We start from the raw sequence: 15342 nt of genomic DNA on the forward strand, positions 1-15342 counted from the left end.
CTCCACTCCCTCTTTTAGGATAAGTCATTTCTGTTCAACCAGCTAGCTTACTCACTAGCTGCTGCAATTGGAACACATCTTGATTAGTCAAAAACGGATCGATCACCACCGTCGGGTATTCATCCGGCACCTCTTCCACACTGCTGGAAGTAATCAGCGCATCATACTTTTCCAGCTCTGAGCGGTTGATATTGACGCTGCTTAAATTTTTCTCCACATAATGGACTTCAAAATTCCCGTAAATCTGGCTTTCAATCTGATTTCCTAAGAAAAATTCCTCTGTTGGTGACAGCTCCGATAACAATAACAATTTTAACGGACGGTCGCAGCTGGCTAAGAGCGTCAAACTTTGGGGAACCATCGTGATTAACAGATACACGTAATTCCAGATAAAATCGTTATCCTGATACATTTGATGGCGCGAAACGAAGCCTTCTACGATTTTCGCCACCTTTTTCACGGCCTGATCATGTGTTTCCGACAATTTTTCAAGAAAAATCTTTCTTTGCCGGAATAAAATATCGATCAGTTTACCGTTTGGCGAATAAATCAAATGTTCATTCAGCAAGTTGATCGTCACTTCCTGTTTCTTTTCATGACCAAGCGAGAAATTCAACAAGCTATCAAACTCTTCAACTAATTCTAAATGACGATAATAATAATCCGCATATTCCCCTTCTCTTTTCAAAGCACTGTGCAGCTGGATCTTGCTGGACACCACGATATCGGAATAAGACAACCAGAGGCAATCCTTGATTTCCTCAGAGGACAATTTCAAACGAAAGACCTCCATCGACATCCGTCTGAAGGCATCCAAAATATTCCTCTCCGGCAGCATCAAATGACTGCCTAACTCTTCTTTTGGATAATAATGTCCATTTTTGATCCGCCACAAACTAATATAAATATTGTAGCCCAGCCGCTTACGTGAAATGTAGTTATCTTCCAATTGATTGACCTGAATGAATTGATTCACCAGATCCGTGATCGCCTTGATCTGAAATTCCTTCAGTTCCCGATACAAGGATTCCAAACGATCCGACTTCTCAATGAAATAGCGATAATACATATGGCGAATCACACTTTCCTTGCCTTCTAGCCGCAACGGACGATAATGCAAAGTGACCCCCGTTTCCAGCAAAATACTTTCAATTTTTTTTAAGTTTCGTTGTGTCTTTGACGGACTTAAAAACAATTTTTTCGACAAGTCGATGATGTTTTCGCACTTTTCATATAGCAGTTCTTCGATGATCTGAAACTCTGGCGATTGTTGGATCGTATCCGCATACAACCGATTGATGCTGACATGGGACTTGATGTTCAACTGATACAAGCCCTTGAACTTCACGATCATAAACGCATCTTGCTGACTATTGATCAGCTTCACATCCTTTAACAGCACCGATAATGAACATTCCAATTCCTCTAATAATTGGTCACTAGATAATCCGTTACGACAAGCATAAAGCAATTCGACTAATCGCAAATGTCTTAAATTACTTACCCCTAAAATATTTCTAAAATCCATATAACCACCCTTTTTCACTAACCCCGGTAAAACCTCTCTACCCAACATTTGACGTCGAGAGCCCAACCACGAAAAAGACCGATCAAAAATCCCCTAATTTTTGATTCAGTATGGTTTAAAGCTCTTTTCTTCCCGGTTCTTAATGGTTCGAGTTCTTTTTTGGTTTAAAGTCCGATTCCCTCCTTTCCTGCCAAACAATTTTTTATGATAACAAAAGAAAAAACAAGAATAAAAAGTCCCCACTCTATTCTGGTTTAATCCACCGTCTAACTATTAATAATGGTAACTGAAATCCAGCTTCCTCGCTCCGCTCCTTTTTCAAATATCCATCGTTATCCAACGCAACTATTGCGTTGCTACTATTGTCTTGTTCAAAGAAAATCCGTTATTTAATTCACTTTTTAAAATAAAAATAAATTTTTTTAGAAACTAATTGTTGAATTTTTTTTTTGCCGTTTGAATTATCAATCTTTCCGATAACTTTAGCTATTAATTGTCAAGGTATAAAAACAAAAAAATATATATTTAGTCCTTAAAAAAACTTTTACAATCTTTTTCTGCTTATCTATCTATATATTCGGCAAAGAAAAAAGGCCTTTCTCCATGAAGGAAAAAGGTCTTTTTGAGTAACCAAATATAGTGATTTTTATTTGGCGGTACGAATATTGACGAATTTGACTTCGACATATTCTTCCACTCCATAAGTCCCATTTTCACGACCAAAACCTGAATGTTTTACGCCGCCAAATGGTGTCGCTGAATTAGAGATATCCGTATCATTGACGCCTACCATCCCATATTGCAGCTTATTGCTGACATTGTCGATCGTATGGATGTTCGTTGCAAAAAAGTAGGAAGCCAAACCGAATTCTGTATCATTGGCATCTTTGATGACCGCTTCCTCATCTTCAAAAGTAATTAATGGAATGACTGGACCAAACGTTTCTTGATAGAAAATATCCATATCCTTTGTCACGCCATCCAAGACAGTTGGTTCAAAGAAAAAGCCGTCAGCATATTCGCCGTCAGTCAGTTTGTGACCACCCGCTAAGATTTTTGCACCCTTATCCGTCGCATCTTTCAGCTGATCAACCACCTTTTTGACGCCGTCTTGATTGATTAATGGACCCGTGGTCGGATCATCTAAGCCATTGCCGACGGTTACATCTTTGATTGCTTCTACAATGCGATCCGTTACCTTTTGCTTAATATCTTTATGAACGAAGATTCGATTTGGTGACGTACAGACCTGACCATTATTGATAAATTTCGTTTGGATCAATGTTTCCACTGCCCGTTCAATGTCCGCATCTGGGAAAATAATGTACGGTGCGTGTCCGCCTAATTCCATCGAAACATTTTTCAAGGTAGGGGCCGCTTGTTCATTTAAGGTTTGACCAACTTCGGTGGAGCCTGTAAAGGTAATTTTTTGCACATCATCAGATTCAGATAAAATTGTTCCGATCGTAGATGAATCGCCTAAAACGATATTCACTACACCTGCTGGAAAACCTGCTTTATCAAACAATTCCATCAATGCCAAAGCAGATAACGGTGTTTGCTTCGAAGGTTTCAAAATCACGGTACAGCCTGCTGCAATCGCTGGTGAAATCTTTCGAATAATCATATTCGATGGGAAATTCCACGGCGTGATCGCGCCTACTACTCCAACTGCTTGCTTGCGTACTTGCCATTGATTCGTCGCAGGTGAAGGAACGATCTCCCCTAGCAAGCGCTGTCCTTCTGCCGCATTCCAGCGCAGATTTTCAACATTTGTTTGAATCTCGCCCTTCGCTTGAGTCAAAGGTTTTCCTTGTTCCATCGTCATAATCTTAGCTAATCGTTCTGAGTCCTCTTCCACCAAATCAGCCATCTTATTCATTAAGGTTGCCCGTTCAGCTGGTGATTTTTCTGACCATTCAGAAAACGCATCATTTGCCGCTTTGATCGCCGACTTAACCTCTTTTGCACCGCCTGCTTGAACCTTCGCTAAGGTATCGCCAGTGGCAGGATTAATGATGGCAATCGGATTTTCCGAGCCATCCAGCCATTTTCCATTGATATAGAGACGTGTTTCGACTTCTGGTAACTGTTCTTTTGCCATGTGTCTAATTTCCTCCATTTCTTGGTATAAGAAAACCGTAACACGAAGGAACTTAAAGCTCAAAAAATCAGCTTATTCCTATAGAAATTTTGATGAAAGTGAAAAAAACGATCAAGTTTAAGTAACCGAAAATTCTACTATCAATCATTAGTTCTTTAAAAAGAGAAATTTTTTTCAATACTTTACTCGTAGTGATTACTTTCCCTAAGGAATTGTCTTAAACCGTAAAATAAGCCTGAAAGCTAAGCTTTCAGGCTTATTTATTAACTTCGATTCTTATACTTCAAACTGTACGCGGCGGTAGCGAAGGATTGCTGCTGTCATCAAGCCAAGACCAATTACGATGAAAGCGATGATACCCATACCACCTGTTGATGGTAATGTACCGCCTTTAGTCGTATTTTCGATTTCTTGAGGAGTAGCCCCTTCGTACGTTCCATCAGCTACTGTGAACTGTACGTCATTTGGTAATTTTTGGTAGCCGTGCGGTGCTTTTGTTTCACGTAGGTAGTAGTCGCCATACTCTAACCCAGTTACTTCAAATAGACCATTCGCGTCAGAAATGTATTTCGATGCAGTTGCATAATCTTCGTTCGCACCTACTGCTGTCCAAGTCATTGTATCAGCACCTGCTGTTAAGTAGTGATCCACGCCGTTGACTTTTTTGATTACAACAAACTCAGCGCCTTCCAAAGCTTCTTTAGCTGCTCCAGAGTATTTGAAGAATTTCTTACCACCGGTTTTGATTGGTGGAATTGGTGGGTTCGTTTTGCTTTCATCTTGTCCACCATCATGGTTCATTGTTACAGTGAATTCATTGTTGATGTCTTTATCAGCTGGTGTTTCTTCTGTGAATGATACAGTATAGAAGAATTCAATTGTTTGACCAGCATATTGACTCAAGTAATTCGCAGTCGCAGGGCCAGCGGCACCTGTCAGATTCATCGCTAAATTGAATCCAGCATAGCCTGCCCATGGAGCTGTTTCATTTTGTGGAGTGTATGTTCCGTGAGTCGCTAAGAAGTCAGCAGAATTCACTTGCGTTCCATTTACAACGATCCGATCGATTCCTTCGAATTTCACGCCCGTTTGGTTTACCGCATCCTTGAATTCTAATTTGCCGTAACGTGGTGCTCCACTAGGTAAAAGTTCCCCGATTTGGCTAGGAATCACAAAGCTTGCGCGGTAGTGGATTTGTTGTCCAACTTCAAAATCATAACCACTAGGATTAGGTGCCGGCAATGGATCGCCATTTTCATCAACTAATTCTTTCTCAGGGTCTTCGCCTTCAACTTTATTCTTAGGATATAAATGAATATTAGAAAGCTCTGTATCGCCATCTTTCAATGGTAACATTAAGATTAATTTGTATTGACCGATATCAACGCCGGTCGTCGCATGCTCTTCAAAGAAGTAGACTTTGTAAGAACCGTCCGCATTTTTAGCAGGCAAGTTGGCAAAATTTGCTTCGCCATTTGCATCTGTTGTTTGGTCGCCCGCATCAACAGCATTTGGCGCAGCATTCAAATCAAAGGCATCCATGATTTGTTTTGCTTTTGTGTTGTACTCCGCATCAGTTTCATTTCCAGTTAAGATCGCATCTAATGCTGCATAGAAATCTTCTGTGATATCCCATGCCGTGAAGGTAATCCCTTGTAGTCCTTCATACCGATCAAACTCAGTCATTTCCTTACCGGTATTTTCAAGACTGCTATTAGGAAATTCATCCATTTTTTTCTTGTGCAATGTAACATTCACTGAATCCACAGCATGTGCGTCACTACCAAACCCAAACAATCCTGTTACTAATGGCGCCATAAATAGTAAAGCCATTAATAACGAAAGCACTTTACCCTTGTTCTTCATAATTTTTTCCCCCTTGTTTTCTGTTTAGCCCAATAAAACCGACAAACATAAGCAACAACCCTAAAATACAATAATTACGAATCAACTCATTTGTTGAAGGAAACTCTTTTCCTGAAATATAGTCATCCGGACCCCCATCATTTGGAGTTCCTGGTGTTACAGGCCACTGTTTCTTTGGTTCAGAGCTGTCCGAGATTGGTGGTTCGGGCTCGCTCGGTGTTGTTGGTTTTGTTGGTTCTGTTGGTGTAAGTTCATCGTACTTACAGTTGATGAGTAAACTTTGTCCTTCTTGATTTGTCACTGTGTCTATTTGCGGCAAATAAATCACGATTGGCAACATTTGGTACTTTCCTGTTTCACCCGCTGAAAGCACCAAGTAAGCGGCATCGCGTGCGTTTTGATAACGTGGAATGCTAAAAGATACCTTGCCCTCCCCATCCAACAAAAGCGGTGCTTCTGTGACTTTCGGCAATTGCTCTTGCTGAACAAAAGCTAAGCGTTTCTCCTTCGTTGGATAAGTATTCAAAATGTATTCTTTGTCACTCTTTTCATCACTGGCTCGCGTAATCCGCCATTCTGTCAAATCGTATACCTCAAGTATTAAGGACTCAGTTCCTTCATAAAGTTTTCCGTTCGGACGTGTATCAATCTGAACTTCCACCTGACTTTCCTCTGCAAAAGCAGTAACCCCCCAGTTACAAATTCCCAGAATTAGTCCCAAGAGAAGAATCATTTTTTTCATTACGATCCCCTCCTTTTAGTATGAAGCCAGAATAGGCTGCCAAGCAGTCCTCCTGCTGTCGTTATTACACCGATTGCAATCTTAAAAATCGTCGCTGTTCCTGATCCGCCAGTGCTTGGTAACGCTCCTGGCCTTTTCTTCTTATTCGTGATAGTCAGATCAATTTGATTCATGTCATTTCCGATACCGCCAGACCCGCTGACATTCGGATTGTTTTGAATCGTCACAACACCCTCTTGTGAAATACTGATTCTGACAGAACTAGTCAAACCAGTGTAGCCATTAGGAACGACTGTCTCCGTTAATTGATATTCTCCAGGCCGTAATCTATCAAAGACAAACGTCGGTCCTCCAGTTTGAGTCTGATCATAATTTGTTCCAACCAATCGGAAGCTGGCTCCCCTGAGTTCATTTCCATCTTGATCAACTTTTTTGATCACTAGCGCAAAATCCGCCAACTCATTCTTGATTTTATTAGTAGAACCGTTCTTACCATCAAAATAGATAACTAATCCCGTCCCGCTGCCATTTTCAACAGCTCTGATCTCAATATTCGCCATCTTCTGATAGCCCTTTGGCACATACGTTTCTTCCAAGATAAATTCGCCTAGCGGAATATCCGAAATCGTCACCGCCCCATTGGCATTTGGTGTCAAATCCTCTGCTAATAGCTTGTTATCTGATTTCCGTCTCACTGAAAATTTCGGTAAGTCATTTGAATCAAATGGTGTCTTACCATCTTGCTTATACTTGTAAAAAATGATTTTATCTTTTAAGAGCTTATTCGTTAGCTTCACGCCGCCTGTTGGTACATTTGCCGCGGTAAATTCAGTCGAATAATTGTACGTTGGCTTGGCATAACCAGCCACACGTGTTTCCTCGACTACCCGATAAACATTGTTTCCACCTTCTACACCCGCGAAGGTATCTTTCCAATTTGTTGTAGGTGTCAAGATTTTTTGTTCAATGGTCTCCCAGCTATTGCCATTTTTTCTTTGCAGATTTACGCGCACATACATCTGACGTAATCCCCAATAATTATCCGTTCCCTTGAACTCATCCGACCAGATTTTTTCTACCGGAATCTTTAAGTCTTTGGATAATTTATTCGTGACTTTGTACGGTGAACTCTTACCATTCATCGTAATAATCAGATCTGTTCCAGCTCCGTTCTCCATCGCTTTAAGGTCTATGTTCTCCATCTTAGCGTAACCATTAGGCACATAGGTCTCTTCCACAATAAAGTCACCCAACGGAATGTCGGAAATCGTGACTTGTCCATTCGCGTCTGGTTCTAAATCAGCTGCCAACAACTTGCCATCCGACTTGCGCCTTACCGTAAATCTTGGTAAATCTTTAGTAAATGGCGTCTTGCCATCTTCTTTGTACTTACAAATAACTGCCTTACCCTTCAGCAGTTTATTCGTGATTTGAACTCCTTTGCTCGGTAACGTTTTGGCGGTGAACTCGTCCACATTAGAGCTTGGCTTTGCATAGCCTGTCGTTCGTGCAGGTTCAACTACCCTGTACGTATTCTTATTGCCGCCTTCTGCTGTGAAGTAATCCTGCCAATTGTTTGCTGCGCTTAGTGTTTTCGTTTCAACATCTACCCATGAATTTCCACTTTTTCTTTGTAAAACGACTTTGACACTATTTGCCCGCAATCCCCAATAATTTTCCGTATTAAGATGTGTATCAGACCATTTTTTCTCAACCGGAATCTTGATTTTTTCCGCTTTTCCACGTGCAGATGGCACACCAAATTCTAGCTTGTCCTTCGTCCGTTCAGGCGTTGGCTCCAGCGTCGTCTTGCCATTCGTCTGATACCACTTGCCGCCTTCATAATTCGGGTGTTCTGTTTTCAAACGCAACGTGTAATTCAGTTGAATCTCTTGATTGCCGTATAAATTGATGTTGTCAACAGTGATCTTGTTGTTCGCAACAACTGGATTATTCGGTAATTTATTCGATTCGATTGCTGGTACGCCTGATTTCTTCAATTCTTTGACTTTCGGCGTTCCTACCAACTCATACATATCCCCAATTGGATCTTCAATTTTTCCTTTGTCTACCGTCTGAATGACCGAAGTAAACCAATCTTCGAAGGAAATATCAAAGTCTCCTTGCGTATTGGCATGGAAGAATTGATAATCTTTTTCTGCATCACCAGTGGCATTAGATTTTTTCGAGGCAACCTTATACAGCCCTTTGAGTAATTCATCCGTCGTATGACGTTCCGCTTGTAGAGATTTTTTGATATTAATAGCAATGGTATTAATATCCATTCCCTGGTCTTTAATATCTGCGGCCGTAGAATTCACCAGTGTCAAATGACTGTAGATACAATGTCCGTCCCTCATTGGAAATCCTAATGGAATTTTTGCTGTGTAGTATGTGTTGAAAGTGCCAGGTTCTTGTATTGGATCTTGCAACGGAGTCCCGCTATTGATTGAAGCACTATCATTTTCCGTAATTCTTAAACCATCATAATAGATGTTGGAATCTGATATCGCTTTGGTTGGTTTTACACTAAAGTTCGGTGCACCATCAGTCAAAAGAAAGATAACTTTACGACGATTGGTTCCTGGCGCACTATTCAGCATTTTTTGGGCATCCATCAACGCTTTTTGTGTATAAGTATCTCCAACCGAAGTGGTATTTTTATACGTGTTCACCAATCCTTGCCAACCCGACTCATTACTAGTAATAGGAACTGTTTTATTTGCTGATGGCTGACTAGCAGACGAATAAATAATCCCACCAATTCGTAAGCTATCGGTTTCTGGCCCAGCCGCCTTAAACTTATTAACTAACTTTTGCAATGAATTGACTGCTAGAGATTTTCTAGACATCCCACCAATATAGCCGTTGGCCATGACCATCGAAGAAGAATTGTCCAACACAAAACAGACATCCACCCCAGGTTTTGCGATGGTACTTCCGCGAACGTTTAATTGAACATCAAACTCGTCTTCTTTGCTCGTCTCACTAGCAAGTTTCCGTAAAGCAATATTCGGTTTGGTTTTTTCGACCCCATATTTAATATAGGATTTTGTGTAATCATCTTGTGCCAGATTCCAGCTAGTGACGCCGTCCCAACCATTTTCTCGTTCATATCCACCTTGATGATTGATTACATTCGACTGCCCTGTCGGTGTCCAATTACAGGTAGGATAGACCCCTTCACTCGGCGATGTTGTATAGAGTGGCGCTTTGTTGGTATACTTTGGCGGGTCCATTCTGAGTAATCCGTTATACGGTACGGCAGTCGCTGGTACTGGTACTACCTCTTCGACTTTCGGACCAATAAATTCTTCAGAATCAACCGTTACCTCACTTTTTTTACTCACAGATTTTTCTGTCTTACTTGACATTTCTGTCTTTTCTTTTGTTTCTTTCACCTTTAATTCAAAAGGCTTTTTGATGGATAAAATATCTTCTTCTGTTTCTTTTTTCCCATCCTTCGATGAGGTTTGTTGATCCATTTGCACATCCAAATTGAGCTTTTGGACAGACTTAGGCAACTCAAATACGAGTTGTCCTTCCATAGATGACGAATACGCGTTTTCTACCAACCAATCTTTTTCACTCGTCATTTGCTCAAATTTCGGATAATTTATCACTTCCCCTTTCTCGTTAGTTACTTTCAGCTTGAGCCGTTGTTGTGTATCACTGTCTTCGCTTTGCCTCTTGAAGGAGATACGCCAGTGGATTGCATCATCCTGCGATTTTACATCATAGGATAATTGCAGATAATTCTCATTGATTAGTTCTGTTTTGGTTGTTTCGGCATACACTTTTGTCAGTGACGGAACGGACTCAACGATAAAAGAAAAAAGCAGAACAACTAACATGAGCAAGTGCTTTTTCTTCATTCCATACATTCCTCCCTTCGCTCTTTTTTCACCCACTGTCCTTCCACGTACCAATATGATATCTTATGTAATTTTATTACGCTTACAGTGATTTTAATCGTTTTTTCGTTATTTAAATATAATCTTTTTCGTTTGTTTAGCTGAAAAAATCATCACAAGCGTTATTGAACTCAGATACTTTATTTTTGATAAAGAATAATAAAGTTTGAATGTCGCAAAAAAAATTTGTCATTTGAATTTTCCGTCACAAATCTGCGAAGAAACTTTGAAAAATACTCTTTTTTGGAAATTCTACCAATACAATTAGTGAATAAATAAGACACCCCGCGCCTTGATAGTAGTGAAACCAATTTATTATTGTCTATTTTTCTTTCTTCCACTCCTATAAATAGCCGCGAAAAAATGCGAAATAAAAAAGACAAAGAGCCATTTGACTCTTTGTCTTTCTATCGGTTTACTTAATTAGCACATAACTTAGACGCCCTGATTCAGCTTGCGATAACGGATATATGCGTACGTCATCAAGCCCATACCTAAAATCACGAAAGCGATGATCCCTGTTCCACCCGTTGACGGCAAGAAACCGCCTTTAGTAACGTTGGCAATTTTTAATTGAGCTGCTTCATTGGTGTAAGAATCCTTTGAGATTGTAAAATCAAAATCATCTTCCAATTTACTGTAGCCATTAGGAGCAGTGATCTCTCGCAGCGAATAATCGCCATAGGTTAGCCCCGTCACTTCGAATGTTCCATCATCCTTAGAAGTAAAGATCTTCGCATCGGTGTAATTATCACCCACCACTTTCACCCAAGTCCGTGTATTGGCTTCAATTTTCAAGAAATATTCCTCTGAACCCTCTGTTTTGATAACAACAAATTCAGCACCGGCTAACCCTTGATCCAGCTCTTTGGAATCTACCTTGATGAATTTTCTTCCACCAGTAGTCACTACCGGCGGATCAACGACTGTTTGGATCTCATCTTCTTGACTGTTGTCATGGTTCAAATCAACGGTAAAGCTATTTTCTACCGATTCATCAACTGGCGTGTCATCCGTCAAAGAGACCGCATAGTAGATAGCTAGTTTTTGGCCAGCATAGTTTTTCAAGTAATCGGCCGTCGCTCGTGATATTTGGTAGTTTGGATCATCATTTTTATTCGTCGCATTATTCAAATTCATCACGATCTCAAACCCTGCGAATTGATCTTTGTCGTAATTTGACTCGGTATTTTTCAAGCTGATCGTTCCATGTTTTTGGAACTCCGTCAGATCAATCTCCTGATCATCTGCGGTAATTTTACTGATACTTTCAAATTTAACACCGGTTTTATCCACTACATCGGTGAAATTCAATTTGCTGTAACGTGTCTGCTTGCTGCCATCTTCTCCGATCAGTTCATCTCCGATTTGACTCGGAATGGTGAAAGTCGCTCGATAATAGATTTTCTTTCCTACTTCATAATCGTATCTGCCTTCTGTTGGGGCTGTGATTGGTTTACCATTCTCGTCAACGATCTCTTTATCGATATCCTCAGACTTCACTTTATTTTTAGGATAAAGATGAATATCCTTGATCGGAGTTCCGTCTTCTTTCAATGCAGGTAAGATCAAAATTAGCGGGTAAGTACCGGCCGTCACACCCTCTTTTTCCGTTTCATCAAATAAATAGACCTTATAAATCCCGCCAGCATCTCGCTCTTCTAGGTCCTCAAATGTGGCAAGACCATCCTTATCTGTGGTTTTGGTGCCTTTTGATATGGCATTGTTGGCGTCAGCTAATTTGAATTCCTGTTTGACCTTCTTTACAGCCGCATCGTATTCAGCATCTGAATAATTTTCTGGTAGTTTAGCTAACTCAACATCCAATTTTTTATAGAAATCTGTTGTAATGTCCCATGCTGTAAATTCTACCCCTGGTAAGCCTTTGTACTGATCAAATTCAGACATTTCTTCCCCGGTATTTTGAATTTCTTTAGTTGGAAATTCATCCATTTTCTTTTTGTGTAAGGTGACATCGACTGTCGCACCGGCAGCCGAAGCAGCTTCGGAAATTCCGAACACTCCAAACATTATTGGCAATACACAAAGGAATGCCGTCAATGTCTTCACTAATTTCCCTCTCTTTTTCATAATTCTTCCCCCTAATTCCTTTTTTTATTTAGTTTGAAACCAATTAAGCCAACCACCATTAGTAGCAGACCGATGATTGTATAATCACGAATGAGATCATTTGTTGCTGGAAAAGCCGCTCCATTAAGAACCGGTGAATCCGCCGAACTTTTTTGTGGGTTAGAATTCTCCCCTTTATTAGAAGAGTCTTGCGGCGGTGTGAGCGAATCAACTTGGTATTTTCCATAAATTAATAAGCGCTCCGCCTCTTCTTGCGTCTCTGGATGTTTTTGCGGCAAATAGAGAATGATCGGCAGCAAATGATGCTCTCCAGTCTCTCCACTAGCTAAAATCAAATAAGCCGCATCTTTGCCTTCACGATAGCGCGGTAGCTCGAAGGAAAGATTCCCACTGCCATCCACGATCAGCGCCTCGGTATTGACCTTCGTCAGCTGTTCGTGTTTGACAAAAGCCGCCATTTTTTCCTTTGTTGCATAGGTATTTAACAAATATTCCTTCGCCTTTTTCGCATCCTCGGGTCGTCGCGTCCGCCAATCCGTCAAATCATAGACTTCAAACATCAGTTGGTCCGTTCCCTCGACTTTTCCATTTTCTTCCCAAGTATGTAGCCAGACCTCGACTTGCTTTTCCGCCGCCGATGCCTTAGTTCCGAAAAAACTAATCACTAGAAGCAGACTTAAAATAAAAAAAAGCTGCTTTTTCATTTTTTAGGCCTCCTTACACTAAGATCATCTAATTCTTAGTCAAAAGTATTCTTAATAGACAAAAACCAACACACTATCTGCTATCACAAAAAAGTTTTGCAGCAAGGCGAAAGAAAAAAGTACAGCCTGTCTATTCGACTTACCAAGCCTTCAAAAATACTCAGAACCAAAAATAAATAAATCTTAAATGAATTACTAAACAAATACGATTTTCTAGCAAATCACTCCCTTGATTTTTAATTGATGATAGTTAACTTCAACATCATCTTAACTGATATTATTTTTCTATGTTTTTTTCGAAAAATCCTTTGTTTGCGTTATTATACTTTCTGTTTTAAGCATTATTTTGAGCTTATATTCCAATATAAAGTTATTTTACTCATTTACTTTATTTTATTTTCAAATTATAAAAAATTATTCGCTTGCATTAAAAAAAGCGTTTTGGGTATTTCTACTTTCGTTAAAGGTCTTTAGCATTCTTCCTCAACAATAAAAAAGCCCTCAGCTAAGCTGGAGGCAATTCATTTATATTTCGTTTCAGTCCATCAGCCAGCCAGATCACTAATCAGCTGCTGTAGCTGAACAATATTTTGGTTGGTTAAGAAGGGGTCGATAATCACGGTGGGGTAATCGTATGGAACTTCCTCAACACTGCTTGAAGTAATCAAGGCATCGTATTTTTCCAAATTGTATTGGTCAATATGAGCATCCCGTGATCGCTCTTCCACAAAATTAACTTCAAAATTTCCGTAAATTCGTTCTTCAATCTGTTCCGCTAAAAAAACTTCCTCGGTCGGTGACAATTCCGACAGCAGTAAAAGCTTCAACGGTTTGTCATTGCTAGCCAATAAATTCAAGCTTTGCGGAACCATTGTGATTAAAAGATAGGCGTAATTCCAAACAAAATCATTCTCTTGATAAATACGGTACCGCTTCACAAAACGCTCCGCAATCTGCAAGACCTTCTTAACCGCTTGGTAGTGAGTCTCCATCATTTTTTCAAGGAAAATACTCCGTTGACGATACAAAATATCGATGAAGCGCCCTTTCGGCGAGTACATCCGCTGATCGTTAACTAAGACAATCGTTAATTCACTTTTCTCATCTTCATTTAGCGAACGGCCGATCAATCGATTGAACTCTTCTACTAGCTCATAATGCTTCTGATAAAGATCTCGATAAGTACGACTTTGTTTCATCGCTGATTTCCATTGATCCTCACTAAAGACCAACATATCTGCGTAAGATAACCATAAACAATCCTTAACTTGTTCATTTGTTAGACGTACCCGGAAAACTTCTAGTGCCATCCGTTCAAAAGAATCCAATGTTTCTTTGTCTGGCATACTTAACGGACTAATCAATTCATTTTGCGGATAAAAACGTCCATTTTTAATTCGCCATAGGCTGATAAAAATATTGTAACTCACCCGCTTCCTAAAAATATGACGATTTTCCAAATGATTAACTTGAATGAATTGATCCACCAAGTCGGAGATGGCTCTTACTTGGTATTCCTTCAGCTCGTCAAATAGCATCTCTAAGCTGCCAGACTTTTCAATAAAGTAGCGATAGTAAAAATGGCGAACCACGCTTTCCTTGCCCTCAATCCGCAACGGACGGTAATCTAATTTGATTCCGACTTTTTTTAAGGCATTTTCGATTTTCTTTAAATAGCGCTGTGTATTAGACGCGCTCAAATAAAGTTTTTCTGCCAAATCACTGATACTAGAGCATTTTTCATAAAGTAGTTCTTCAATGATTTGAAACTCAGGCGATTGCTGAAGTACCTCAGCGTATAAACGATTGATGCTAACATGCGGTTTGACTTGAATTTGATAAAGCCCTTTAAATTTCTCAATATGGAAAGCATCCTGCTCATCATTGATCAGCTTGACGTCTTTCAATAAGATCGGCAATGAACACTCTAGCTCCTCTAATAGTTGATCGCTTGGCAGTCCAACTTGACTAGCATAAAGTAGTTCAACAAAACGTAAACGCCGCAAACTGCTCGTCCCCAAAACCTCTCTAAAATCCATTTCATCATCCCCTTTTTTGACTCCTTCTGTCAAACGACGCAAAAATTTCTATGCCAATAGACAAAATCTCCCTTGATAAAGCTCCCAACAAACCTCCTGCATTAAGCGTTTCCCTCTCAAAAAACACTTAATACAGTGACAGCTATCCAGCTGTCTATTTCTTTATAAAGGGCGATTCAAAAAACAATCCTCAAATGAAAGAAAAACATCGCTGCTTAATTATTCCCGTCGTGTCCTTCACCTCTCTGATTTTTTTTATTTCATTAATATAAATGGTTTTTAATCATTTATCATTAAATCGCGTTTTCATTTTTATCGTTTTTTATTAAAGATTAGGCGATCGAAAAACAATGA

General features: G+C 39.9%; 8 protein-coding genes. All 8 read right to left on the reverse strand.

Features of this window, described 5'->3' with window-relative positions; all coding sequences use genetic code 11:
* Window positions 1–34: 34 nt before the first annotated feature.
* The gene (locus tag IGI54_RS10110) at window positions 35–1528 is read right to left on the reverse strand and encodes a helix-turn-helix domain-containing protein (RefSeq protein ID WP_071860565.1); all 1494 of its coding nucleotides are present in this window, start codon (window positions 1526–1528) and stop codon (window positions 35–37) included.
* Between the two features lie 646 nt (window positions 1529–2174).
* A complete protein-coding gene (locus IGI54_RS10115; protein ID WP_430620623.1) occupies window positions 2175–3632 on the reverse strand; it encodes an NAD-dependent succinate-semialdehyde dehydrogenase in 1458 nt (485 codons plus the stop codon).
* A 276-nt stretch (window positions 3633–3908) separates the two neighbouring features.
* Window positions 3909–5498: a SpaH/EbpB family LPXTG-anchored major pilin gene (locus IGI54_RS10120; protein ID WP_430620624.1), complete on the reverse strand. Its 1590-nt coding sequence runs from the start codon at window positions 5496–5498 to the stop codon at window positions 3909–3911.
* Window positions 5482–6240, reverse strand: coding sequence for a hypothetical protein (locus tag IGI54_RS10125; RefSeq protein WP_430620625.1), 759 nt, complete (start codon window positions 6238–6240; stop codon window positions 5482–5484). The genes IGI54_RS10120 and IGI54_RS10125 overlap by 17 nt, the downstream gene beginning before the upstream one ends.
* On the reverse strand, window positions 6240–10115 hold the full coding sequence (locus tag IGI54_RS10130; protein WP_430620626.1) for a SpaA isopeptide-forming pilin-related protein: 3876 nt from the start codon (window positions 10113–10115) through the stop codon (window positions 6240–6242). The genes IGI54_RS10125 and IGI54_RS10130 overlap by 1 nt, the downstream gene beginning before the upstream one ends.
* A 474-nt stretch (window positions 10116–10589) precedes the next feature.
* A complete protein-coding gene (locus tag IGI54_RS10135) occupies window positions 10590–12245 on the reverse strand; it encodes a SpaH/EbpB family LPXTG-anchored major pilin (RefSeq protein WP_430620627.1) in 1656 nt (551 codons plus the stop codon).
* A gap of 11 nt (window positions 12246–12256) precedes the next feature.
* Window positions 12257–12949 (reverse strand): pilin N-terminal domain-containing protein, encoded by a 693-nt coding sequence (locus IGI54_RS10140; RefSeq protein ID WP_311900936.1) that lies wholly within the window; start codon window positions 12947–12949, stop codon window positions 12257–12259.
* 545 nt (window positions 12950–13494) lie between these two features.
* On the reverse strand, window positions 13495–14988 hold the full coding sequence (locus IGI54_RS10145; RefSeq protein WP_430620628.1) for a helix-turn-helix domain-containing protein: 1494 nt from the start codon (window positions 14986–14988) through the stop codon (window positions 13495–13497).
* Window positions 14989–15342: the final 354 nt, after the last annotated feature.

It is taken from the genome of Enterococcus sp. DIV0800 (assembly GCF_050559735.1).
Classification (GTDB): Bacteria; Bacillota; Bacilli; order Lactobacillales; family Enterococcaceae; genus Enterococcus_A; species Enterococcus_A devriesei.